The 23288-nt window shown below is 49.8% G+C and carries 22 protein-coding genes and 1 other RNA gene; 12 read left to right on the plus strand and 11 right to left on the minus strand.

Going from position 1 to position 23288, the window contains the following annotated elements; translation table 11 throughout:
* Nucleotides 1-20: 20 nt before the first annotated feature.
* Entirely contained in the window at nucleotides 21-1205 is a 1185-nt protein-coding gene (locus AC286M_RS09060; RefSeq protein WP_488204066.1) for an ISAs1 family transposase, read from the plus strand.
* Between the two features lie 72 nt (nucleotides 1206-1277).
* On the opposite strand, the gene AC286M_RS09065 is transcribed toward AC286M_RS09060, so the two are convergent.
* Nucleotides 1278-1724, minus strand: a complete 447-nt coding sequence (locus AC286M_RS09065; protein WP_488204067.1) for a hypothetical protein — start codon at nucleotides 1722-1724, stop codon at nucleotides 1278-1280.
* 68 nt (nucleotides 1725-1792) lie between these two features.
* Nucleotides 1793-2434, minus strand: a complete 642-nt coding sequence (locus AC286M_RS09070) for a hypothetical protein (protein ID WP_488204068.1) — start codon at nucleotides 2432-2434, stop codon at nucleotides 1793-1795.
* A 482-nt stretch (nucleotides 2435-2916) separates the two neighbouring features.
* Between AC286M_RS09070 and AC286M_RS09075 the strand changes: the two genes are divergently transcribed.
* Nucleotides 2917-3408, plus strand: coding sequence for a helix-turn-helix domain-containing protein (locus AC286M_RS09075; protein ID WP_488203920.1), 492 nt, complete (start codon nucleotides 2917-2919; stop codon nucleotides 3406-3408).
* Nucleotides 3360-3947: a transposase gene (locus AC286M_RS09080; RefSeq protein ID WP_488203438.1), complete on the plus strand. Its 588-nt coding sequence runs from the start codon at nucleotides 3360-3362 to the stop codon at nucleotides 3945-3947. Before AC286M_RS09075 ends, AC286M_RS09080 begins: the two co-directional genes overlap by 49 nt.
* Here AC286M_RS09080 and AC286M_RS09085 read toward each other — a convergent pair.
* A complete protein-coding gene (locus tag AC286M_RS09085; protein ID WP_488204069.1) occupies nucleotides 3926-4396 on the minus strand; it encodes a hypothetical protein in 471 nt (156 codons plus the stop codon). The two genes, AC286M_RS09080 and AC286M_RS09085, sit on opposite strands and share 22 nt — an antisense overlap.
* A gap of 39 nt (nucleotides 4397-4435) precedes the next feature.
* Entirely contained in the window at nucleotides 4436-4792 is a 357-nt protein-coding gene (locus tag AC286M_RS09090) for a hypothetical protein (protein ID WP_488204070.1), read from the minus strand.
* Between the two features lie 244 nt (nucleotides 4793-5036).
* Here AC286M_RS09090 and AC286M_RS09095 point away from each other — a divergent pair, with 244 nt between their 5' ends.
* Nucleotides 5037-5291 (plus strand): hypothetical protein, encoded by a 255-nt coding sequence (locus tag AC286M_RS09095; RefSeq protein ID WP_488204071.1) that lies wholly within the window; start codon nucleotides 5037-5039, stop codon nucleotides 5289-5291.
* A gap of 428 nt (nucleotides 5292-5719) precedes the next feature.
* Here AC286M_RS09095 and AC286M_RS09100 read toward each other — a convergent pair whose 3' ends face one another.
* A complete protein-coding gene (locus AC286M_RS09100; RefSeq protein WP_488204072.1) occupies nucleotides 5720-6286 on the minus strand; it encodes a hypothetical protein in 567 nt (188 codons plus the stop codon).
* Between the two features lie 242 nt (nucleotides 6287-6528).
* Between AC286M_RS09100 and AC286M_RS09105 the strand changes: the two genes are divergently transcribed.
* From AC286M_RS09105 to AC286M_RS09115, 3 genes are all read left to right on the plus strand, one after another.
* Nucleotides 6529-7020: a hypothetical protein gene (locus AC286M_RS09105; RefSeq protein ID WP_488204073.1), complete on the plus strand. Its 492-nt coding sequence runs from the start codon at nucleotides 6529-6531 to the stop codon at nucleotides 7018-7020.
* A gap of 226 nt (nucleotides 7021-7246) precedes the next feature.
* Nucleotides 7247-8677: a glycoside hydrolase 100 family protein gene (locus AC286M_RS09110; protein WP_488204074.1), complete on the plus strand. Its 1431-nt coding sequence runs from the start codon at nucleotides 7247-7249 to the stop codon at nucleotides 8675-8677.
* 350 nt (nucleotides 8678-9027) lie between these two features.
* Nucleotides 9028-9750, plus strand: a complete 723-nt coding sequence (locus AC286M_RS09115) for a lysophospholipid acyltransferase family protein (RefSeq protein WP_488204075.1) — start codon at nucleotides 9028-9030, stop codon at nucleotides 9748-9750.
* A gap of 238 nt (nucleotides 9751-9988) precedes the next feature.
* Here AC286M_RS09115 and AC286M_RS09120 read toward each other — a convergent pair whose 3' ends face one another.
* Both AC286M_RS09120 and AC286M_RS09125 read right to left on the minus strand, forming a co-directional pair.
* A complete protein-coding gene (locus tag AC286M_RS09120) occupies nucleotides 9989-10360 on the minus strand; it encodes a phage holin family protein (RefSeq protein ID WP_488204076.1) in 372 nt (123 codons plus the stop codon).
* Between the two features lie 274 nt (nucleotides 10361-10634).
* The gene (locus AC286M_RS09125) at nucleotides 10635-11222 is read right to left on the minus strand and encodes an SRPBCC family protein (RefSeq protein ID WP_488204077.1); all 588 of its coding nucleotides are present in this window, start codon (nucleotides 11220-11222) and stop codon (nucleotides 10635-10637) included.
* A 410-nt stretch (nucleotides 11223-11632) separates the two neighbouring features.
* Here AC286M_RS09125 and hemF point away from each other — a divergent pair, with 410 nt between their 5' ends.
* Nucleotides 11633-12658, plus strand: coding sequence for an oxygen-dependent coproporphyrinogen oxidase (gene hemF, locus AC286M_RS09130; RefSeq protein WP_488204078.1), 1026 nt, complete (start codon nucleotides 11633-11635; stop codon nucleotides 12656-12658).
* 415 nt (nucleotides 12659-13073) lie between these two features.
* Complete coding sequence (locus AC286M_RS09135) at nucleotides 13074-13433, plus strand: STAS domain-containing protein (RefSeq protein ID WP_488204079.1); 360 nt, start codon at nucleotides 13074-13076, stop codon at nucleotides 13431-13433.
* Nucleotides 13434-13442: 9 nt separating this feature from the next.
* Here the strand turns inward: AC286M_RS09135 and rnc are convergent, their stop codons facing one another.
* From rnc to AC286M_RS09150, 3 genes are all read right to left on the minus strand, one after another.
* A complete protein-coding gene (gene rnc, locus AC286M_RS09140) occupies nucleotides 13443-14147 on the minus strand; it encodes a ribonuclease III (RefSeq protein ID WP_488204080.1) in 705 nt (234 codons plus the stop codon).
* 451 nt (nucleotides 14148-14598) lie between these two features.
* Nucleotides 14599-14990, minus strand: an RNA gene (gene rnpB / locus AC286M_RS09145) — RNase P RNA component class A.
* A 212-nt stretch (nucleotides 14991-15202) separates the two neighbouring features.
* Entirely contained in the window at nucleotides 15203-17407 is a 2205-nt protein-coding gene (locus AC286M_RS09150) for a caspase family protein (RefSeq protein ID WP_488204081.1), read from the minus strand.
* 877 nt (nucleotides 17408-18284) lie between these two features.
* Between AC286M_RS09150 and AC286M_RS09155 the strand changes: the two genes are divergently transcribed.
* On the plus strand, nucleotides 18285-19103 hold the full coding sequence (locus tag AC286M_RS09155) for a carbon-nitrogen hydrolase family protein (RefSeq protein ID WP_488204082.1): 819 nt from the start codon (nucleotides 18285-18287) through the stop codon (nucleotides 19101-19103).
* 148 nt (nucleotides 19104-19251) lie between these two features.
* Nucleotides 19252-20817 carry a cation:proton antiporter gene (locus tag AC286M_RS09160; protein WP_488204083.1) on the plus strand — a complete coding sequence of 522 codons (1566 nt, stop codon included), beginning with the start codon at nucleotides 19252-19254 and terminating at the stop codon, nucleotides 20815-20817.
* Nucleotides 20818-21090: 273 nt separating this feature from the next.
* On the opposite strand, the gene AC286M_RS09165 is transcribed toward AC286M_RS09160, so the two are convergent.
* Complete coding sequence (locus AC286M_RS09165; protein WP_488204084.1) at nucleotides 21091-21249, minus strand: hypothetical protein; 159 nt, start codon at nucleotides 21247-21249, stop codon at nucleotides 21091-21093.
* Between AC286M_RS09165 and AC286M_RS09170 the strand changes: the two genes are divergently transcribed.
* Nucleotides 21248-23092 (plus strand): N-acetylmuramoyl-L-alanine amidase, encoded by a 1845-nt coding sequence (locus AC286M_RS09170; protein ID WP_488204085.1) that lies wholly within the window; start codon nucleotides 21248-21250, stop codon nucleotides 23090-23092. The two genes, AC286M_RS09165 and AC286M_RS09170, sit on opposite strands and share 2 nt — an antisense overlap.
* The last annotated feature ends 196 nt before the right edge of the window (nucleotides 23093-23288 follow it).

The raw sequence follows: 23288 nt of genomic DNA on the forward strand, positions 1-23288 counted from the left end.
TGGTTATTCTCTGCTTGCCTATGCTTCCTATTGTTAATCGAGAAACGCTGCAATCGTGCCTGGAGCAGTACTTTGGGGAGATTCCCGACCCGCGAGTGGAGCGCACTCGTGCTCACCAACTGCTGGACATCATTGCCATCGCTTTGTTTGCCGTGTTGTCTGGAGCAGATAGTTGGGTTGCCATCGAGACCTACGGCAACGCCAAACGCCGTTGGCTCGAATCCTTCCTGTCGTTACCCAACGGCATTCCGTCCCACGATACCTTCGCCCGTGTGTTTGCTCGACTCGACCCGCAAGCCTTGGAGGCCAGTTTCCAGCAATGGGTCAAAGCATTGATCTCAACCTTAGATGCTCAACTGATTGCGATTGATGGCAAAACCGCTAAAGGATCCTATGACCGGGAGGGAGGAGGCAAAGCTCTGCAACTGGTGAGTGCTTGGGCCAGTGAGCATCGACTGGTGTTAGGTCAGTGCGCTGTAGCCTCGAAGTCCAATGAAATTACAGCGATTCCGGTGTTGCTCGACCAGTTAGTTCTGACCGGTTGCATTGTCAGTCTTGATGCGATGGGCACCCAAAGCGCGATTGCCCAGCAGATTACCCGTGAGCAGGCAGATTATATTTTGGCTCTCAAAGGCAATCATCCGACCCTGTTAAAGCAGGCACAAACTGGATTTGAAAGCGCTCAGGCGCGTCAGTGGGAGAACATAGAGCACACTCAGCATCAGACAATTGAGACGGGACATCATCGCATTGAGACGAGGACAATCTGGCAGATTCCGGCCCTGCAGGTGTTTACCCCACAACAGTTGGAGCAGTGGGCAGGCTTACAAAGTTTGGTTGTGGTACACTCCCATCGTCGCTTGTGGAACAAGGACACCACCGAAATCCGCTACTTCCTCAGTTCGCTGAGCACCGATGCCACAACCTTGGCTCGCTATGTTCGTGCCCATTGGGGCGTCGAAAATCAACTTCCTTGGTGCCTGGACGTGGTATTCAACGAAGATGCTTCTCGCATTCGCAAAGACCATGCTCCTCGCAACATGAGTGTGCTGCGCCGATTGGCACTCAACCTCCTGCGCCAGGAGTCCTCAAAAGGCAGTTTAGCCATGAAACGCTATCGCGCAGGCCTAGATGACCAGTTTATGCTGCACATTCTCAGCGCCAGTATGCCTCTCTCTGATGCACATTCTAAACCAGATTTTTGATGCGTTTACCCTGGTTTTGTCAAGATTGCATAAGTAGAAAAATAAGTAGAAATCAATATGCGATCGCACTTGTCAGATATTTTTTATTGACTCGTAAATTTCAGTTGGAAAAGGATGCCGCCATTTTTGAGCATATTCCTTATCAGTGTATTTTCTTCGGATATTATCTGCTGCTGCCAGATATTGAGACTTCAGCCTTTTGATAGATGTGGAGCATTCAAACTCAAGATTTCCTGAATCCCAGCTTACGTCCTCAAGAGTTTTTTCAAACCGATAGGCTGTGATTTTTACGTTATCAACGTGACGAATAAATCTGAGCTTTGTCCGTCCAGGTTCATGATCAAAGGTGCATTCTGCTGCTTTACAGCCACGTAACAAATCTAGAATTGCTCTAGACAAGCTATTAAACGCATCGGATAGATAAGAAATCGAGGCGATATTATAAATTTGTCCTTCAGATTGAAGAAGCGCACTTGCCCATCCGTAATTCTCTATGTTGAACTCTAATATGAATTTCATTCAAAGTGCGATTGAATTTTTACAAATTAGGCTTTGCATACATTATTTCATTTGTTAGAGCTTTAGACCTAGTAGTAGATTTCTGAATCTAGTAAAACTAAATGGAATTCATCTTTCCAATAGCCAGTCACAAAATCGCTACCCATAACTGGAGATTCATAATCGTAAGCCCACCCTACAACACGATCAATAAAATCAGCTAGCTTTGGTTCTGCCAATAATGACTTCCAGAAAATAGCTGAAATAATCGAGCATTCTTCTGGTGTAGTAACTTGATAGAATTCAAGTCCTGCTTTGAGTTCGTACTCAACACAGACAAACGGATGTAGAGCCGAAATGCTTGATGAATCATCAAGAAAAACCGCTACGAAAGGAATATTCAAAAGACTACGACGTTCGCTGTAGGCTTGCGGGGGATAAAAATTATATGCAGATGTAATCTTGGATCGAACCCAAATTGCATCCTGCCAATTCTCAGATTCAAATCTTAAGCTGGGCTGGATAAACTCATAAAATGCTGGGCAAAAATCCGCAAAGGATAAATGCTCTTGAAGCATGTAGTGCTCTAAAGAAAAATCCAAAATAGGCTGGTATTTTTCTGGGCAAGGAAATAACTCATAAAAGCATGGGACGATTACGATATTATCAATGCAAACTGAGGTTTCAACAACTTCATATATTGCTATTTCTTTCCAAGCAACACCATTCATAAGTTGCGATCGCAAATTTCACAGGCTAGACAAATAATAGCCTATTTTGTCTTGTCTCAAACTTTCTCGAAAAATGCGATTGCAAATCCTATAAGTTAGTTTGAGGAATGAAACTCAACAACTATGATTTCTCTAATGCAGGTGTTAAGCTATGTGGAAAACCATGTTTTCTTTGAATTTAGGAATTGCTTGATGTGAGTCTAGTGTATAGCCATATTGCCCTGGTCGGCTGCATTAAGTGAAATAGATTAAGACTCTGAAAAGGTGCATTACATACAACCCGCCATTCGGGGGTGTCAGTATAATTTGGATAAGATAGTTCTACCCCAACTAGACCATGAGTACCTTTTTTTAAGTTGATATTAAGATATTTTCTATCAAGCTTAGCTTGATGAACTGTAAGCTCAAGTACAGCAATCACAAATAGGTAATGAACGAGGGAGAATAGAATAAAGAGTTATCCTCACCGAAGTAAATCAGCCATGACCTCCCTGGAAGAATTTATCCAAAGTAATTCCTCTGCCCAAGAACTGAAACGCGCCTTGGCCGTGCAACTGCACCAGAGAGGTCAAAGCTATCGGGCGATCCGAGATATCCTACAGGTTTCTCTGGGATTTATTAGTGCGAGTCACCAGCGCTATGAAGAGCGAGGAGTCGAGGGACTGAAATCCCACTACTGGGGCACCCAAGGCTATTTAAGCGCCGAGCAGAAACAGGACATCTTTGAGTGGTTGCAGCAGAAAAACTGGTGGACACTAGAGGAGCTTGTTGAGCAGATTGAAGAGCGCTATGGAGTGCTCTATCGCTCAGCCCAAAGCTATACCCAACTGCTCAAAGACGCAGGGTTTAGCTGGAAGAAATCCCACTCGGTGCATCCGGGCCAAGAGGAGGCCAAAGTCGAGGCAAAAAAGCCGAGATTCAACAGTTGCTGGTCCAGTGGCGAGCCGAGATCGCCAGTGGGCAGGTGCGAGTGATGTTTCTCGATGAGTGCCATCTGCTCTGGGGAGACCTCCGTGGATATGGATGGAGTCGGCGCAATCAGCGAGTGGACATCCCCATTGCCTCCATTCGAGAGCGGCAGACCTACTATGGAGCCTTGGACTATTTGAGCAAGAGCTTTGTTATTCATGAGTATGAGGCAGGCAATCAGCACAATACCGTGGCCTTTCTGAAGTATCTTCAATCTCAGTATGATGAGTCCACTCGCTTTTTCATCATCTGGGATGGAGCCAGCTACCACCGTTCCAAGGTGGTTCGCAACTACCTGAGTCAACAGAATCATGGTACTCGAGAGCAGCACTGGAAACTCACTTGCATTCAGCTTGCGCCTAATGCACCCGAGCAAAATCCGGTCGAAGATGTTTGGTTACAGGCCAAGCGATTTAGTCGTAAATTTGCCCGCTTGTGCCACTCCTTTCGCTCGGTCAAACTCCTCTTTTATCTGGCGACTCATCTGCAAACCTTCATCTTTGAGAAAGCCTTCATGTATGGTTACTGTTCATGTCCTGTTTGAGATTGCTGTAATATATAGGCATGTTCTATTCTTAATAAGCCACAGTCTTCAGCTTTAACTTTAACTAGATCGTAAGTATTAGGATCTTCAATTTCTAAAAAAACATCCCTCAAATGAGGATTGAAAAGAAGTTTTTTGCGTTTACATAGATTATTCAAAAAGATGAGCTTGTCAAGATAGCCTGTGCAAGACAATATAACGCATCCCAAGATAGTTAAAGCAAGAGAACATAAGCTAACTAATATATTTGATGAGTAAATCGGATTATTCATGGATACAATTAAATATCCTGAAAATGCAAACATTAAAAAAGAAATAGAAAGTAAGATTAGGCTTGCATTTCCCACTTTGATAATGTCTCGTCTTGAAACTAGTTGAATAAAGCAATTTTCGCGCCAATTAAGTTCAACCTTTTCTGGAGGGTTAACTCCGACAAGCGTTCTCTTCATAGCTCTTTCATTGATTTCGACCTGGATTTTTGAAGACTTTTACAGAAAAGATGAATCTCTAAACCCTTTCACATTTGTTCTAACTAGACCTAAACCGTTCCAGAACGCTGGTGGATACTCAAGTTGAAGAGCGTCCTGATTATTTAAATTTAGCTCATAGCCATTTTTCAGCTTGGAGTAGGTAACTGCTGAGTAGATGAACTTGTCCCAATCACCCAGAAACTCCTGAAAGCGTGGGTCATTGAGACTTTCTGGATAGCTACCAAACCTCAGCTTGTGCAATTCAATCAGAGCAATTGCCTTCTTAAAATTCTGATCATCGAGATTATGATGAAAATTGCTCTTTAATTCCTTTCCAGCACCAGACATGTGATAAGCAATCTGAAAAGGTGCCATGATTAAAGCTAAGAGCAGCCCAAAAATCATCCAAGGTATAGTAAGAATCACTTTTAAGGCGAATGGAAGCCGATTGATAACCCTACTGAACAATCTCATATCCATACCCAGTAAATAGGTGTGAGTTTAGGATGCCCGGTTCAGCACAAAAAGAGTGACAATGCGATCGCAGCTTATGTGGTTCGAATTTCGTGAAATGATACGTTAGGCTTCGCCGTGACACACCCTACATGGACTGAAACCGATGAGATGTTTCAGAATGCGGGGGAAAAAAGGAAAGCCGCATCTGGAGCCGGATGACCCGCCAAGACGACGAGCCAACAAGCGTCGGGGGCACGGCACCTATGAGAATGACCGACCGTCGATTATCGGCACAGTGGGACGGATGTCGGGGCACGTCCGCTTACGAGTCATTGAGCGCACAGACAAGACGACCCTGAGTTCGTACATCCAGGCGATGACCCGAGCCGAGAGTTCGGTCTATACCGATGACTGGTGAGGCTACAACCAGGTTTCACATCCACGATACAGCGTATGCCAAGCTTCGAACGACTCTTTGGCGAACATGTTCCTCTGGAGTATCGTTCCTGAGCACATCAGGATGTACATAGCAGCGAATTTTGCCTGACGGTTCTACAGGATTGGTTCGTTGGTATCTGAAGGTACACTCCGTATCTGCTTCGCCGTCAAAATGCTATCCCTCAAGGATTGTGGTCTGCAATACCTGATTTTAGAGCAGGTTAGTGGTTTTTAGGACTTATTGCAGGCGCGAATTAAGCGACCAAACTCACAATCAAGGTCGGGTTTGAAGCTGGGCATAGACAAAGAGATGGAGTAATACTGGGACAAGTCCTTTGTACTAAACGGTTGCAAGAAGTCTAGTCATTTTGTTCGTGAGATAGTGTTGAGATCGCACTCATTATCCAATTAACTCAACCACAGCAGTCCGCCAATGGTGAGCGCAACGGCTATTAGCGCTACCCAAAGAAATTTATTGTCTTTTGTGTTGACCTGGCTCAGATCGATCGGTTCTGACTCCGGTTCCGGACGCTTGCGGCGTGGTTTCTTCGGTACATCAGCCGCAGCATAGCGCTGGCTAGAGAGCTGATCTTGGTTCTCTCCGTCTGAAATGGCCCCTAAATCGGGAATTTGCGTCAACCATTCCGGGCGCGATCGCAGTCGGGGCGCTTCTAGGATGTACAGCAACCGCTTACTCTGCTTGCGCGTATCGAGATGGGGGTGGCGCGTTAACTGGCGACACAGGCTGATGGCATCGCCAAATTGCTCCATTGCGGCATAGGCATTGACCAGCCAAATCTGGACTTCTCCCCCAAAGACAGAGTTACGATTGACTAAAGCGGCAGCTTTTTCAAACTGTTGAATGGCTTGGCGATAGTAACCCCGTTCAAAGGCTTCTCGGCCTCGGCCATATTCACGGCGGGCCAGATCTTTTTGGTCAGGTGTGCGGTTCGGCTCAGATGACGTTGTGCTCACGATTCGTCAACAATCAATCAAAATTCTGCTTTTTCTATTTTAAGGAATGAGGTGGAATTGGGTCGGGATTGGTGATGACTGGGGATGGGTCTCGAGCGTGATTTGGGGTTGATGGTTGGTGGTTGATTGTGAGGATAGCTATTAAGCACGGAACTTTATGGTTGAATCTGCGTCGCAGGAATCAGGGATGGCATGTTTGATTTTATACTTACACCAATCAAGCTAGAGCGTTGGAGGCAGGTATGGGGCGAGGTTTAGGGATTCCAAAATCGGCACGTGCGATCGCACTTTCGCTGTTGGCTGGAACGGCACTGATCAGCACTGCGCTACCCAGTCGGGCGGATTCCGTTTCAGTACGTGGCGGCAGCATTACGGTGCGGATTGGCTCAGATTACGACGACGATTATTACTACGACCGCGATGACCGCTACTACAGTCGCGATGGTTATTACTACCGTAATGGGCATTACTATGACCGCTACGGGCGGCGGGTCTACCGCGATCGCGATATCGAGGATTCGACGCTGGTGAATCCAGTGATTATTAACTCAGACATTGAAGATTCGACGATTGTGAATCCGGTGATTATCGATTCGCGCGATCGGTACGGCTCGAATGATGTAATTCTGATTCCCGGTAGCGGCTCCCGCACTATCTATCGCAATAATCGTTCTCGCAGTACCTCCCGATCGGGTTGCACACGCTTTGCTGATTTGCGGGCAGCCTGCCGGTAATAGTTGCGGAGCAGTCAGCCTTAATAGAGCTAAAGCGTTAGCATCAGACAACTCAATATCCACAAACTCACATCTTGCACCAAAACAACCTCTTCGGGTTCTCGAAGTGCAAGGTGCAAGATGTGAACAAACGAGAAGAGGACATTTTGCTGCATATAGCCAGATGTCCTCTTTGGTTTTTAGTGCCAGATTTGGATAGAAGCCAGTTTGTCAATTCAAGATAACCATGCCCAATCTATCTTCAATCATCGCGTCCGCCTATGAGGCGCTAGAAGCATCCATTGTGTATTACAAGGGGCAGCCCGTAGGGACAGTGGCCGCCTGCGATCGCACATCTCCCGACCTGAACTATGACCAGTGCTTTACCCGCGACTTTGCGGTTTCGGCCTGGGTGTTTTTGATGCAGGGGCGCACGGATATTGTGCGTAATTTTTTGAAGTTAACCCTGTCGTTACAGAACCATGAGCGGCAATTGGACTGTTACAAACCGGGTACGGGCCTGATGCCTGCCAGCTTCAAAGTTGAAGTCTGGGACGAGCGCGAGGTGATCGTCCCAGATTTTGGGGAACATGCGATCGCGCGGGTGACGCCCGTAGACTCCTGTTTCTGGTGGCTGCTGTTGCTGCGAGCCTATGTCAAGGTTTCTGGAGATATTGAGCTGGCCCACCGTCCCGACTTTCAGGCCGGAATTCATCAGATGTTGGATCTGTGCTTGCTGACGCGGTTTGACATGTTTCCCACTCTACTGGTGCCCGATGGCGCATTCATGATTGACCGCCGGATGGGGGTATATGGCTATCCGCTGGAGATTCAGGTGCTGTTTTATGCTGCTTTGCGCACGGTGCGAGAGCTGTTGCTGCCCGATGGTGACGGGCAGGGCTATATCGATGCCGCAACGGAGCGCTCTAGTCAACTGGCCTACCACATCCGGCAGTACTACTGGCTGGATATGGTGCGGCTGAATGAAATTTATCGCTATCGGGTAGAAGAATTTGGTCAGTCGGTAGCAAACTGGCTGAATATCTATCCAGATTCCATTCCCGACTGGTTGACCGAGTGGTTGCCGATGGATGGAGGGTATCTGGTGGGCAATTTAGGGCCAGCCCGGATGGATTTTCGCTTCTTTGCTCAGGGCAATCTGCTGGCAATTCTAACTTCGTTGGCGGACGAGCGGCAATGTCAAGGAATTATAACGTTGATTGAAGAATGCTGGTCTACCTTAGTAGCGCAAATGCCGATGAAGCTGTGCTATCCGGCGATGGAAGGGCGCGACTGGCAGACGGCAACGGGCTGGGATCGGAAAAATGCGCCCTGGTCTTACCACAATGGCGGCAGCTGGCCTGTGTTGCTGTGGAATTTGACGGCAGCAGCGCAAAAGATGGGCAAACCGGAACTAGCAGAAAAGGCACTCGCGATCGCACAGCAGCATCTCCTCAAAGACGAATGGCCGGAATATTACGACGGCAAGCAGGGACGACTGATTGGTCGGGAAGCCCGGAAGTTTCAGATGTGGACAATTGCAGGATTCTTGGCCGCTCACTCCCTGCTGGAAAATCCGCACTATTTGGAGCTGATTACCTTTGAGGATGAACCGATTGTGCTCAGTTGTGACCTGCGATCGCAAGCCCTCCCTTACACAGAAATTGACTTAACATAAATTGATAGTTCGAGTCCGACTGCCTGGTGCATAGAAAACGCTGAACCGCTGATTTGACAAGCAGTCTGGCTTACCAAACCGTCAGCGTTGCAGCAGGGGGGACGGCGAACAGGACATAACTCATCCTAATGATTCCGATCTACCACCTTTTGATGGATCTCAATCCCAAGGATCTCAAGATAGAAGTAAAGTAATGTAAACAAGGCTCATCTTTAGCGCTGCTCATCCCAATCCCTCCCCCAAAAGCTGCGGTAGTTCTCAAGCTTATAACCTGAAACCACTACCAAGCTGCGATCGCAGTTCAGCGCTAGATGGCAATGCCTTGGTCGCTATTCCTATTCTTCAGTTCTATGCCAAACGAGAATCCAGTGATGCTATCGCGTGGTTTGCTAACTGCGCTTGGTATCCGGACCTTTCACTATTATCAACACCGCATCCCTCCGTCTACGCCGCTCTTGCTAGTGAGCAATCACCGCAGCATCTTGGACGTGCCGCTGCTAATGGATATCACCAATCGGCCCATCCGATTCGCCTGCCACCACTACATGAGCCAGGTGCCCATTCTGCGCGACATCGTAGATCAGATGGGGGCACTGCCGCTAAATGAACCGGGACAAAACCAGCACGAATTCTTTCGGCAAGCGGTACAGCTCCTGAAGCAGCAGGAAGCCATTGGCATTTTTCCCGAAGGTGCAGAACCGATGGTGCAGCCCAATCCCGCCGATGAAGTCGGAGAATTCCATCGCGGCTTTGCCCATTTGGCGCTGAAAGCACCCGTCGATGAACTCGCTGTTTTGCCCATTGCGATCGCATCCAATAAGGAGCATATTCACTCCCTCATGCCGCTGCGGGTCTTCAGTTGGTTCGACCCCAGTGAACCCCTGTTCCGCCGCTCTGGCTGGCACCCAATGGTGAACTACAGACGGGTGAATATCCTGGTTGGCCGCCCGTTCTGGGTAACCGATAAGCACCGTGAACAGTACCAAGGTAAACAAGTCCGCTCAGCCGTGACAGATTTAACGGATTACTGCCACCAGGAAATTCAAGACCTGCTGAACTACGGTTGCGTGTAACTTCTCGCCAAATCGAAGCACTAATGCAGAACTCGGAGCAAGGGAGCAACGGAATTTCTGGCTCCCTTGCGTCTCAATCACAAATCTCTAACTCGTACCCCACTTCTTGCTTCCCCTGCTCCTTTGCTCCCTGCCCAATCCGCTCACTACAAAAACCCCCATCAGTTTGCGTTACAAGCTGGTGGGGGCATTTTGATGTCTAGAGGAATGAGATATCGCGAATGAAACGCCGTATCGATTATTCAGCTCCGAGTTCCGTATCGGGATACTTCTTGGCAAAGTAGTTGACCAAGAACGTGCTAACAAAAGACAGCACGATAGGGCCAAGAATAAATCCGAGTGGGCCACGGACAATAAATCCAGGCACCAAAACAGATGCTAACCAGAAGCATAGGCCGTTTACAACTAATGAGAAGAGGCCAAAGGTGACAAATGTGATCGGCATAGACAGAGTCGTGATCACGGGTTTGATGAAAGCGTTCACGACACCAACCGAAGCGGCTGCGAGGAGAGCAGCGGTGAAGGTGGCGATGTCAACGCCAGGGACAACAAGGTCAACCACTAACAAACTCAATGCAGTGGCTAGACCAGCAAGTAATATTCCAACCATATTTAATCCTTTATTTTTTGAAATAGCAACGAAACTGCACCGCAAGATATCTTGAGTTATGCAGCTCAGAGTTTTTGTATTCAATCTAATTTCAGTTGTAGATCTAATTCGCTGAATAAGTCTCCATCGCCAGAAGCAAGTGGGGCGACCATTAGATAGATTTTGACGTTGAGCCAAAGATTGTGGATTAACTAGCCTATAAACCGTTCCACTCGTAGGGATACGGCAATGCCGTGTCCCACCCCAAAGAGCTCACTTTATTAAATTCGCGTTCTTAAGTGCTGCACTGACCAACCACGCACCACAGTAATCCCATACTGGGCAAGAGAGCGATAAAGCCGAACAGATCTTGGCACCAACGCTGTGACGGTTTGGCTGGCGGCAGTACTCCCCGCGCCGACTGCTCAGCCGCTTGAGCTAAATTAGCCGCAACTTGAGCCGCGTAGGGCCGAATCAACGACCAGGCCAAGGGGGACAGCCAACCGCGCAACGCCACGGAATAGGAAATTCGGGTTCCGCAAACGGTTGACTCAATTCGATAGGTTACACGCTCCTCAATGCCCGGAAACGCAACTAAGCGGATACTCAACAGTTCATGAGGCGAAACGCGCTCAACAAACAGGCGAATCGGAATCGGGAAAATGCAGGTAACGGCTCGGAAAATTAGTCCAGGTTTGGCCGTCAATCCATTCGGGACATTGGTTTGGGTAATTAAGGGATGCCAGGACAAATCGGCTAGATTAATCACGGTTTGCCATAAATCATCTACTGATGCTGAACTGATGGCTTGGTATGTGCTGACCAGCCAATGCTTCAAGTCATCCGGGCGATGATAACGTTTGAAAAGTTTCCAGTTCGGCATGTGGCTAAACCTTCGATTTAAATACGGAAAGATGAGCTAACTCATCGCTAAAAGTGGATAAACTAGCAGCGCAAAATTATTACATCAATCCGTTTACTACTATTGATCCACTTCGTTTAGCATCATTCTTGAGTGTAGTATCCTACACATCCGATTGGGATTCCAATGTCATCGTTGTTATTGTCCGTAGTTTACATTTCTCAATGCGAGAAACACTTTGACTGCCGTTTTTTGGCTTGATTTCAGGCTAGGCTAGGTAAGCATCAAGCAATAAAGAATAACTTGAAATCCTTCTTTGGAGCCGTTTGTATAGGTTGTCTAACTATTGGTCTAGTGACTCGTAGTTTTTAATAATTCTGCCTTCTACAGCTTTTGGCTCCGCTGACGTTTAAAATGCCACAGTAAACGGTATGACCCAGACGACTCCTACTCCTTCCAAAGTTTCTGCTTCTGTTCCACCTGCCGATTCTCGCGATCGCGTTAAGCAATTCATGATGGATTTGCAGGATCAAATCTGTCAAAAGCTCTCTGAGCTAGATGGCAAAGCCTTCCAAGAAGATGCTTGGCAGCGGGAGGAAGGCGGCGGTGGTCGTTCCCGCGTGCTCAAGCAGGGCAATATTTTTGAGCAGGGCGGCGTAAATTTTTCCGAAGTGTGGGGCGACCAGCTCCCACCATCGATCTTAGCGCAGCGTCCGGAAGCGGCTGGACATGGCTTTTTCGCCACAGGCACTTCGATGGTGCTGCATCCCCGCAATCCCTATGTACCAACGGTTCACCTCAACTACCGCTACTTTGAGGCTGGCCCGGTCTGGTGGTTTGGCGGCGGCATTGACCTGACGCCCTACTACCCGTTTGCAGACGATGTGGTGCGGTTCCACCAAACGATTAAGGACGCTTGCGATCGCCACCATACCGACTACTATCCCGTGTTTAAGCTCTGGTGTGACGAGTATTTCTACCTGAAGCATCGCCAGGAAACGCGCGGTGTTGGCGGCATCTTCTTCGACTATCAAGACGGACGCGGCGAACTGTACCGGGGGCCGGATCAGAATGGGCCTGCTGCTCAGCTCAGCCGAGAAATTGGTGAGCTACCGCAGCGGAGTTGGGAAGATTTGTTCAGCTTTGCCCAAAGCTGCGGTCACGCCTTTTTGCCTGCCTATGTGCCCATCGTTGAGCAGCGGCACAATACTGAATATAGCGATCGCGAACGGCAGTTTCAGCTTTATCGCCGGGGACGCTATGTCGAATTCAACCTGGTGTATGACCGGGGCACCATCTTTGGGCTGCAAACCAATGGCCGCACGGAATCAATCCTGATGTCGCTGCCGCCGCTGGTGCGTTGGGAATATAGCTACGATCCGGAGCCAAATTCGCCCGAAGCTCAGCTATACGAGACGTTCCTCAAGCCGCAAGATTGGATTCACTGGCAAGCGTAGAGCGATTTAGGACACAAACGTTTAGTAGGGGGCGGGTTGTGTTGACCAATTTTGGCTAAAGGCCATCACTTGGATGACTAAACCCGCCCCCACAGTTCTCATGTCTAGGTAGTTTGAAGCGCAGTTTACTGATAAAAACTATGCTGTCGTTCCGATAGATTGAGTTTGAGACTGTTTGTTTGGGAGTTCCTTCGGTATCATACAGGGGCAGTTTGCGATCGCATTCAACCCAATCAGCGATTATGGACAGAGATCGACCTTTCATCCGTACTATGATGTCAATCCGGGAATCAATCCGGTTCATCATGATGGATTCGTAGTCAGTCTGGGCAGTATATAGGTACAGCTTGGTCACAGCCAAACCGCAAAGTTCCTCACATTGGTTGTTAGCATGGGAGAGGTCAACAGCGCAAATATGGAGCAACGTACTCATACAACGGAAGACGGCAAAACCGTCATCATCCTGACTCCCACTGGTCGTTTGGATATCACAACGGCATGGCAGTTTCGGCTAAAGCTACAGGAGTGCATTTCGCGAGTCAGTCCCCATGTCGTCGTTAATTTGGGGCAAGTGAATTTTATCGATAGCTCTGGCCTAACCTCCTTGGTTGCAGGCATGCGCGATGCCGACAAGGTCAAAGGTAGCTTCCGCATCTGTAACGTTCATCCAGAAGCCAAACTGGTGTTTGAAGTGACGATGATGGATTCGGTATTTGAAATTTTTGAAACCGAGGAAGAAGCTCTAGAAGGGGTGCCTCGCGATATCGCTGGCTGAGCCAGCGTCCTAAATTGGCATCGTCAAATGGAGGAATGCGGCACGGGCAGCGGCCTGCTCCGCTAGCTTAATGGATCGACCTTTACCGATACCCAAGCACTCATCCTTAAACCAAACCTCAGCTTCAAATCGCTCTGCGCTGCCGTGGCTAGCGCAGACTTCTTTGACGCGATATTCTGGTAGCTGCTTATGATGGGCCTGTGTCCATTCCTGTAAAGCAGCTTTGTAGTTTTGTAAGGCTGGATCGGCGCGAATTTCGGTGGCGCGCTGGGCAAAGTGAGCATCTAGCCAGGGCCGGATTAAGCTAGAGTCCATTGTACTGAGGTACAGCGCCCCCACAACCGCTTCAAAGGCTTCAGCTAGGCGCGATTGCCGCCCAGCTCGATCGCGGGCCGCACTGCCGGAAACGGCCAGATATCGATCGAGACCGTAGCTGGCGCTGATCTCGGATAAGGTGCGATCGCTAACCAGGGACGACCGAATCGCAGCGAGTTCCCCCACCGGACTGGCTGCATAGTGTTCCAGCAAAAACTCAGCCGCGACTAACCGCAAAACGGCATCGCCCAAGAATTCAAGCTGCTCATAGTTGACCGTTGAGACCGATGAGTGGGTCAGCGCTAGGTCAAGCTGCTGCCAATTGACCGCAGCTGTTTCGGGGAGTCCTAATTTGCGGATAAATTGCTGAAGTTGTTGCTGACGCTGAGGGTGCTTCACAATGCTACTCTGTTGAAAAATGAAGTCTAAATCTGCGGTTTGGCAACGCAGATTAATCGCCGATTAAGTGATAGCCATTGCACAGAGCCTGCGAGAATGGCAGGTCAGGTTGCCTGTAAATCAGCAGTTTAACGATACTTGGTATTACAAGCAATTCGACCAGTGCGATCGCTGTTGTGGCTCACTCACGGCATATAACTGAACTTAAGAACCGAAAAACGAAAGAGTAGCCCTCAGGACGCCCTCCCGTTTTTAAGTTGAGTTTGTTTTAAGTTGAGTTTATATATGCCAACCGACTTATAACCAATTCTAAATTTCCGAACGTGCCGCTGTGCTGTCTATTCAGAAATTTGTACTGGTTTATATGCAATGCGTTCCCTCGAGACCATCTTTTTGAGCTGTTCTGACCTACTCCATCACGAATTTGCAACATAATTCATCTTTAAAGATGAGGAAAAGCCAGACATAAGCCGGGTTCTGTTCTGCTGAATGGTTGCTCAGCAGGGCAGTTATCTATCTGGGACACCTGTTACCAGATGCCTCATGCGGTACCTCTAAAAGCGGAACTGGAAAAGAACCAACCATTGTTCCTCTGACCTTGCTCCCAACCGGGGTTTACCGAGCCAGCACCTCTCGATGCTGCTGGTGCGCTCTTACCGCACCCTTGCACCCTTACCTGTGCAGACAACCGGGAACGGTTGCCGCCATCGGCGGTATGTTTCTGTGGCACTCTCCTCACGGTCACCCGCACTGGGCGTTACCCAGCAAGTTTGGTTCTTTGGGAGCCCGGACTTTCCTCAAATCAAGACCTCGATCTTGATTCGCAACTGCCTCGCCGACTCTTCCTCATGTATTAGTCTACTCACACGAAATCCGGTTATCGAATCCTCAAATTAATTTTTTGCGAAATGCCTGCTTATAAATTCGCTGTAGGTTGGATAGTGCGATCTCACTATCCAATTATTTGGGCCATTCTCTGGGCCGTTCTCTGGGCCATTCTCTGGGCCAGTCATTCGCAACATTGGGCCGGATATATATGCTATTCAGCAACGTTGTCAAACAACATCAAACGTAAGTGACATTGCCGCTAACTGAGTCGTATCAATCGTTTGCGCATTAGTCTGCCGACTCACGCCGCCAAAGAGTTGAGCCACCTGATTCACATCGCTCAATAATCCTTCAATTACACCAACAGCATCAGCTTCTGTGCCTGCTCCCCGCGCGAGGGCAATCGGCCCACTCACCTGATTAAGCTGATTGGCTAAATTACGCAATGCCAGCAGTGTATTGGTCAGAGGGGTATTACTGGCCAGCACCAGCACTTCAGTCAAGCCAATTGGTGGCTGCGTCACAATCTGAAAGCGATCGCGAGTTAAATCGGGAATCCGGAGTGTCTGTCCGGCAGGCAAGAGCATGGCCGCATCGCCTGCCGTCCACTGCACTGGATAAATGACGGTTAGCTCACCTGCGGCATCAATGGTTAATACGCTGAGATATAGATCACGGGTTTCTCGATTTTGAACTTCAAACTGTAGCGATGTCCCTACTGGAATTTGCGTGATACCAGGGATGGCGGGTGGTGCGGTTTTGGAACTCCGCGTTGTAACCAGCGATGCCCAAAGTTGGCTACCGGACTCTGATTGCATGTCTACTGAGACATTTAGTCGGGATGAGTTGGTATTCAGCGTGAGTTTCACCAATCGCGCGGCTAATAGCGATCGCAGTTTTGCTTGCAGCCGCTGTACAGCTCCAGTGACGGATTCACCCGCCGCACCGAAGGAATCTGGCATGGGTTCCAGTCCCGCTGAAAAGAGGCCAAAGCTGTTCATTTCTGGACGATACGTTCCCGTAAAAGCGGCCAAATCAGCCGTCATCTTGCCGAAGATGTACTGTACCTCACCAGCCTGGAGTGCTTTAGGCTCAATTCGAGGCAGTGCTGCTAGTGCCTGCTGAGCCGTGCTGTAGTCGGCTCCGAGCGAGTCGTGCAGGCCAATCTGGAGCGAAATATCGGACGGAATCCCTCTAGCCCGTTCCTGCAACAGCGCTCCTGGCTGAACAGCATCCAGCAGTTGCCCCTGCCCCACGAGTCCGTTGCGTGACTCAAGCTGTAAGAGCCCCTGCTCATTACCAGATTGATCGACCGCAGATAGCAAGGCTCCCTGGCGAAATGCGACTAAACTATCTGGATTGAGTCCGCCGAACCAGACTTCTGCCTGATTACCGTTGACCTGAGTGATTACCGCTTCGGCTGGCGGAGCCTGCTTTTGCACGAAAAATACTGATTTTTGCGAGCCTTGGCTGTTGGGAGCCACCTCTAGCAGTGGTTCCTGGGCGGTAAACGAAATTGCGTGGGTGCTGCGAGCTACGTTAGGAATCGCTTGGCTAAACGGCTCGTTTCCAGGCTGCTGCCAGAGGTACTGAGTGAACGTGTAGGTAAATGCGCCCGCATAGAAATCATCGAAGGCCGCATCTGCGGCAAGCTGGTCACGCTTGGTAGATGCGATCGCAACTCCTTTGGCCACACCCGCCCGCCGCTTTTGAATAAACTCATTAGGCGTCATGTTCAGTCGCGCCAGCAATTGCTGCTGATAGTCCAGTTCTTCTTGACTGATTTGCAGGGCCGACCCGCCGGAGCGCGATCGCACTTTGAAGTTGCCCCGCGTGCCGCCACCGGAGTAGCAGCTATCCAGCACGACGGTTAAATTTTCCGTTTGGATGGCAGACATCAGCAAAAACAGCGTATGTCCCGTGATGTCTCGCACAGGGCCACCCTCGCGGGGATAACCGGACGGCAAGGGACTATCAATGGGCACCAGCGTACTGTTTAAGCCATCGGCATTGTCTTGATCCGGGTCGAGTACCTGGGAGCCGTGTCCAGAGAAGTGAAAGACGACGACATCGCCCGGTTGAGCTTGCTGAATCAAGTGGGAATCGAAAGTGCTTAAAATGCGATCGCGAGTTGCCTGTCCATCGGTTAGCTTGACAATATTGTTCGCATCAAAGCCAAACCGATGAACCAGCAGGTGATACTGCATTTCGACATCATTCACACAGCCATCGAGCGGTGCCATGCCGCTACTTTCGGGATAGTCGTTAATGCCAACCAGTAGAGCCAGTTTGCGCGGTGCAGTTTGGGCCAAAACTCGACGAGCGGCTTGCCCCTGCCGCCAAATATCGAGCTGATTCCAGCCTAATGCCGCTGCCGTTGCGCCTGCGGCCTGCAAAAATCGACGCCGATTCCAGTGTAGTAGTGATGTCATAAGCCCTCTCAACATCAAAGCTTTTGTGCAAACACAGGCGCTGTCTGTCGTTCAAAAAACTTCTGGGATTTTATAGCCGGATCGGGTAATAGACCGCATCCCGACAGGCTGTAAAATAGAATAAAGTTCTCAACTGCCTTGAATCTACTAACCCTATGGAATCAGCATTTGAGAGCAATTTAAGTCTTAAATCCAGTGTTTTAACTTATCCATATTAATTGTCTTATTTCCTTACAGTCAGTCTTGACAGTTCGTCTTGAAGAAAGCTCTTTTGGACAAGCCAATAACTTCTACCATCTTTGGCTGCTGCTCAAGCGATGCTGTCACACTGATCAGCCCAGTGGCAATGACGTCTAAACCACCTGGAAAGTGCCCGCATCCAACCATCTTGATGGTTGCTAGATTGGTTGAGGGAACACTTGGTATAGACCACCTCTATGCTGCCGATTTGCTTTTGGCTCAGCCTGTCCCGACTGGCTAGGTCTGCTGGCTTCGAATACCGATAACCGAAGGCCGATTAACAGACGTTGCGGTGACGTTGCTACTGATCCTAAAAACTCGAATCAGGACGGTTGCTAAGCGGTAAGATGCAAGATCCTTAATGGTTGCCTCACGACTTTGGCGATCGCGATTCGGATAGATACCTCCTTTTTCCAAAGGAGTCGCTAAGGTATCGGGATACTTTGGAATTACTTTGGAATTTTGAAACCTGACGAGTGTATGAACCTATGTGAACTAAAGTGATCTAACGACATCAGCAGATATAGCCATCCCTAATCCTGCACAGTTCTGGCTCAGTATTCACGACCTTTTGCCGGATTATTGACCATCAACTTGAATTTCGTTCCATCTATTTTGTGAAGAGTACAACAGATCTATGAAGTCTTATCTGGTTGCAGCGTTACAAATGAACAGTCGGCCAAATGTAGAGGCCAATTTGGCTCAGGCTGAAGATTTAATTGATTTGGCGATTCGGCAGGGTGCCGAACTCATTGCTCTACCAGAGAATTTTCCGTTTTTAGGCGATGAAGACCAAAAACTGGCTCAAGCGGCTCATATTGCCTCTGCCAGTGAAAAGTTCCTTAAGCAGATGGCACAGCGTTACCAGGTAACGATTTTGGGCGGTGGCTATCCGGTGCCAATTGAAACGGGTAAAGTCCACAATCGAGCGCTGCTGGTGGGGTCTGACGGGCAGGAACTGGCTCGCTATGATAAGGTGCATCTGTTTGATGTTAATCTGCCGGATGGCAACATGTACCAAGAGTCAAAGACGGTACTGGCTGGAGTGCAGCCGCCATCGATTTATCCCTCCAAAGAGCTTGGCAACTTAGGGCTATCGATTTGCTACGACGTACGCTTCCCTGAACTCTATCGCCATCTCTCCCAGATGGGGGCGGAAGTGATGTTCATTCCAGCCGCGTTTACGGCTTACACAGGTAAAGATCACTGGAAGGTGCTGCTCCAGGCACGCGCAATTGAAAACACCTGTTACGTCGTTGCTCCTGCTCAGGTGGGTCGCCACAACGCCCTGCGGCAGTCCCACGGTCACGCAATGGTGATTGACCCCTGGGGCATGGTGCTGGCCGATGCGGGCAATGAACCAGGAGTTGCGATCGCAGAAATCAACCCCAGCCGCATCGAACAAGTCCGCCAGCAAATGCCATCACTCAAGCATCGAGTGTTCTTATCGGCCTAGGGCGACGGATCTCGAAATAATTCAGAATATCCCCTCATCTTTGAAAATGCGGCAGTGCTGCTGCACTCCCAAAGATGAGGGGATTTTTTAAAAAACTGAACTATCGCCTGATACAACGCCTATCCAAGATTCAGGTAGAGTAGACAGGATGCGTTTTGCAGAATTGATGATTGACCCAATGCTGTTCGGGGCATTCCCCAATCCACTCGGTTACCTCCCTGCCCTGCTTGTTCCCTTTCCGGGGTTACTCGCTGAAGTGGCGGAGGCAGGAGAAGCCGTTAATGAAGCCGAGCTTGGCCCGATTATCCTAGCCGGGGTGTTGTTGAGCTTGGTGGCGATTTATATGGCCGCCAAGATTGGGGGAGAACTGTGTGCCCGCATAAATTTACCCCCCGTTCTGGGCGAACTGGTGGGTGGTGTTGTAGTTGGCGTTTCAGCGCTCAACCTGATTGTTTTTCCAGAAGGAGCCGCCGCTGCTGAACCATCAAGTTCACTCATTATGAACTTTTTGGAGCAAACGGCTGGCCTGCAACCTGCCGCACTCTCTGCTGTCTTCAGTGCTGATAGCGAGGTGATCTCGGTTTTAGCCGAGCTGGGCGTGATTATCCTGCTGTTTGAAATTGGCCTGGAATCTGACCTGAAGGAACTGCTGCGAGTGGGGCCACAGGCTGCGATTGTGGCCGTAGTTGGGGTGGCGCTGCCGTTCGCCGCAGGCACCGCTGGATTAATCGCCATTTTTGGCACACCCACGATTCCGGCCATCTTTGCGGGTGCAGCTCTCACAGCCACCAGCATCGGCATTACAGCCAAAGTCCTAGCCGAGATTCGCCAGTTGAGCACCAAAGAAGGACAAATCATCATCGGAGCGGCTGTCTTGGACGACGTGCTGGGGATTATCGTGCTGGCTGTCGTCGCCAGTCTGGCGAAAACAGGTGAGATTGAGATTGCCAATGTCATTTACTTAATCATTGGAGCAGCGGTTTTTCTGATTGGCTCGATTTTTCTGGGTCGATTGCTGAGCCCTTATTTCGTCGCTCTGGTGGAAAAGCTGCAAACGCGGGGACAGGTGATTATCTCGGCTTTGATTTTCGCCTTCATCTTGTCCTATGTGGCTGCGGCTATTCAGTTGGAAGCGATTCTAGGTGCATTTGCCGCTGGTCTGATTCTGGCCGAAACCAGCAAGCGCAAAGATATCGAAGAGCAGGTTGGCCCAATCGCCGATATGCTGGTGCCCGTTTTCTTCGTAACCGTCGGTGCTAAGACTGACCTCAGCGTTCTCAATCCTCTAGATCCGGCGAACCGCGAAGGCTTGATCATCGCTTCTTTCCTGATCATCGTGGCCATTATTGGTAAAGTCGCCACAGGCTTCACGGTGTTTGGTCAGCCTGATATCAATCGACTGGCGATCGGAGTTGGCATGGTGCCACGGGGTGAAGTGGGTCTGGTCTTTGCCGGTGTCGGCTCTGCCAGCGGCGTGTTGTCCGAGTCACTGGATGCCGCCATCATCGTCATGGTGATTCTGACAACATTTGTGGCTCCACCGCTGCTGCGCATCGTATTTAAGGAAACCGAAGCCGCCTCGCCTGTCTCTGACCCGGCCCTCGCTGCTGCCGATGGCGCAACCTTGGCAATGGAGTCATCTACCGAATCGTCTACAGTCGGTCAAGCCACTGCGTCTGTAGCGGGTGAGGAAAAAGAATCCGCCGACTCATAACGCTGATATCTAAATCATCTGAAAAACCCACACTGATTTCGTGACAGCATAAGCTGTTCACCAAAATCAGTGTGGGTTTCTACGCGTAAATTGGGCACCGTATTGGGTGGGGCGAGAGGAGTATGGAAACTCAGAATTACTTGCATTCGTCGCAAATAGCGTTATGATGTCTTGCTGATGCACGCAAAACTGCGATCGCACCCCTCCTAGTATTGTTGAAAGACGCAAATAAGCCTCAAGTCGGTTAACCGGGGCTTTTGTAGAATCTATGTTTTAGTTCAGTTTCGTCAGGTTGCTGTCTTCCACTCGAACGTCACCATCATTCACCATCAAGTCAATCACGGCAATTTGTCTATTGTGTTGAGGAGCATCAATCCTTGTGAAGTATCGCTGGTTATTTCGTAGCTTGTTACCCGGCTTAGTTGGGCTCATGCTGTCCGCAACCCCAGCAGAAGCGGGTCGCCTCCAGTTTTGGCGATTTGATCGGGATGCCAATCGTCTTACCTTCACCACAGACGATGGTGTGCAGCCAACCGCTCAACTGATTGCGAACCCCACGCGGCTCGTTATCGATTTGCCGCAAACATCGTTGGGCAGTAGCTCAACTGCGCGGCAGGCGGTTGGTGGGTTGATTCGTGAAGTGCGCGCGGGGCAGTTTGACAGCAGCACGGCTCGGATTGTGATCGAAATTGCGCCGGGCTATACGATTGACCCGAATCAAGTCCAAATTCGAGGACTGAGCCCATCGCAATGGACAGTTGAGCTACCCACGCCGCAGCGGGTTGATCCAGCCTCAACTGCCCAATCTCCACCCACCACTCCAGCAGCCCCGGCGTCTACTCCAAGCAGTGCGGCTGGCGAGACTGAAGTACCTGATCCGGTCAACGCACCAATTCAGGTGACAGACCTGCGCGTCACCGCCGATGGGCTATTTATCCAAACGCGAGGCGGAGAACCGGAAATCTTAGACATCGATCGCGATCGCGATCGCAGAGATCGAGAAATCCGAATTGACTTAGGCAACGCCAGCATTGCGCCTCGTTTAACGCTGAATCAGCGCGATCAAACGTTTGATCGACCCGATATTGATCGTCTCCAGATTGAGCAGCTTGACGACGATCCAGCCGTTGTCCGAGTCACGTTAACCCTGCCAGAACGCGCACCGGATTGGGACATCAATCCCAGCAATTTAGGCGGTTTGGTACTGATTCCCCGGCGCGGTACAACCTTTGTGGCCGGAGAGCGTCCGGTTGAGTTACCTCGAACAACCGATACGAATATTCGAGTCGCTACTCCTGATCAAATTGCGACGATTCGTAGCGTTCAGCTGGCTGAGAATGAGACTCAACTGCTGATTGAGTCCGATGGCGCGCTGACCTACACCAGCCAATACAACCAAAGCGAGAATGCCTACGAAATCCGCATTCCATCGGCTCAACTCGCTGAAGAAGTTGAAGGGCCTGAACTGACTGAGGATAGCCCATTAACACGATTGCGGCTGCGACAAGAGGAGGGCAATGTTGTCGTTGTCCTGGTGCAGCCTGCGGCAGGCATCCAGTTCGGCAATGTTACCCGTCCAGAAGACGATACGATTGCCATTCAGCTACAGCGCGGATCCACGACGGCCACTGCGCCACCACCATCCACCACCGGAACCCCCATTCCTGTGCCCCAGCCATCTGCTGTTCCGCCTGAAACGCGGCCTGCTCCTTCGCTGCCGTCTGTGCGAAATGAACGGATTGTCGTCGTCATTGATCCGGGTCATGGGGGGCGAGATCCAGGTGCAGTGGGCATTGGCGGTCTACAGGAAAAAGATGTAATCTTCCCCATCGCCCGCGAAGTCGCGGCTCTGCTCGAACAGCAGGGAGTGCAGGTGATTATGACTCGTACTGACGATCGGGAAATTGACCTAGAGCCACGGGTACAAATTGCTGAACGGGCAAACGCCAGCCTCTTTGTCAGTATCCACGCCAACGCGATTAGCCTCAGTCGGCCCGATGTCAACGGGCTAGAAACCTACTACTACTCGTCTGGCCAGCGCTTGGCCCAGGTGATTCACAACGCGATTTTGCAGAATGTTGCCATTCAGGATCGGGGGGTGCGCCAAGCCCGTTTTTACGTGCTGCGTAATACCTCAATGCCAGCAATTCTGATTGAAACCGGCTTCGTTACAGGTGCTGAAGACTCGCGCCGCTTAGCGGATCCTACCCAGCAACGAGTAATGGCAGCCGCTATTACTCAGGGAATTCTGCAGTACATTCAACAAAATTTTTAGCCGTTTAGGTATTCGATACCGCATAGTCCAGATAAGAATGTCAAAATGCTGCAATGCGATCGCATTTTGGCCGATTCCATTACCATTTGGGACAACGCCAGCGATTCACATCTATACTGCTCATCTTTGGCCAATTGGCACCTTAACCCGAGTCAGTTGCGATTTCATAGGGTAGGTGCATATACTCATTCAGATG

Source organism: Thainema salinarum CENA647 (assembly GCF_057732415.1).

Coding starts and splice junctions, on each gene's coding strand:
- AC286M_RS09060 (WP_488204066.1), top strand. CDS start 21: ATGCTTCCTATTGTTAATCGAGAAACGCTGCAATCGTGCCTGGAGCAG.
- AC286M_RS09065 (WP_488204067.1), bottom strand. CDS start 1,724: ATGAAATTCATATTAGAGTTCAACATAGAGAATTACGGATGGGCAAGT.
- AC286M_RS09070 (WP_488204068.1), bottom strand. CDS start 2,434: ATGAATGGTGTTGCTTGGAAAGAAATAGCAATATATGAAGTTGTTGAA.
- AC286M_RS09075 (WP_488203920.1), top strand. CDS start 2,917: ATGACCTCCCTGGAAGAATTTATCCAAAGTAATTCCTCTGCCCAAGAA.
- AC286M_RS09085 (WP_488204069.1), bottom strand. CDS start 4,396: ATGAAGAGAACGCTTGTCGGAGTTAACCCTCCAGAAAAGGTTGAACTT.
- AC286M_RS09090 (WP_488204070.1), bottom strand. CDS start 4,792: ATGGCACCTTTTCAGATTGCTTATCACATGTCTGGTGCTGGAAAGGAA.
- AC286M_RS09095 (WP_488204071.1), top strand. CDS start 5,037: ATGAGATGTTTCAGAATGCGGGGGAAAAAAGGAAAGCCGCATCTGGAG.
- AC286M_RS09105 (WP_488204073.1), top strand. CDS start 6,529: ATGGGGCGAGGTTTAGGGATTCCAAAATCGGCACGTGCGATCGCACTT.
- AC286M_RS09110 (WP_488204074.1), top strand. CDS start 7,247: ATGCCCAATCTATCTTCAATCATCGCGTCCGCCTATGAGGCGCTAGAA.
- AC286M_RS09115 (WP_488204075.1), top strand. CDS start 9,028: ATGCCAAACGAGAATCCAGTGATGCTATCGCGTGGTTTGCTAACTGCG.
- AC286M_RS09120 (WP_488204076.1), bottom strand. CDS start 10,360: ATGGTTGGAATATTACTTGCTGGTCTAGCCACTGCATTGAGTTTGTTA.
- AC286M_RS09125 (WP_488204077.1), bottom strand. CDS start 11,222: ATGCCGAACTGGAAACTTTTCAAACGTTATCATCGCCCGGATGACTTG.
- hemF (WP_488204078.1), top strand. CDS start 11,633: ATGACCCAGACGACTCCTACTCCTTCCAAAGTTTCTGCTTCTGTTCCA.
- AC286M_RS09135 (WP_488204079.1), top strand. CDS start 13,074: ATGGAGCAACGTACTCATACAACGGAAGACGGCAAAACCGTCATCATC.
- AC286M_RS09150 (WP_488204081.1), bottom strand. CDS start 17,407: ATGACATCACTACTACACTGGAATCGGCGTCGATTTTTGCAGGCCGCA.
- AC286M_RS09155 (WP_488204082.1), top strand. CDS start 18,285: ATGAAGTCTTATCTGGTTGCAGCGTTACAAATGAACAGTCGGCCAAAT.
- AC286M_RS09160 (WP_488204083.1), top strand. CDS start 19,252: ATGCGTTTTGCAGAATTGATGATTGACCCAATGCTGTTCGGGGCATTC.
- AC286M_RS09170 (WP_488204085.1), top strand. CDS start 21,248: ATGCTGTCCGCAACCCCAGCAGAAGCGGGTCGCCTCCAGTTTTGGCGA.
- AC286M_RS09165 (WP_488204084.1), bottom strand. CDS start 21,249: ATGAGCCCAACTAAGCCGGGTAACAAGCTACGAAATAACCAGCGATAC.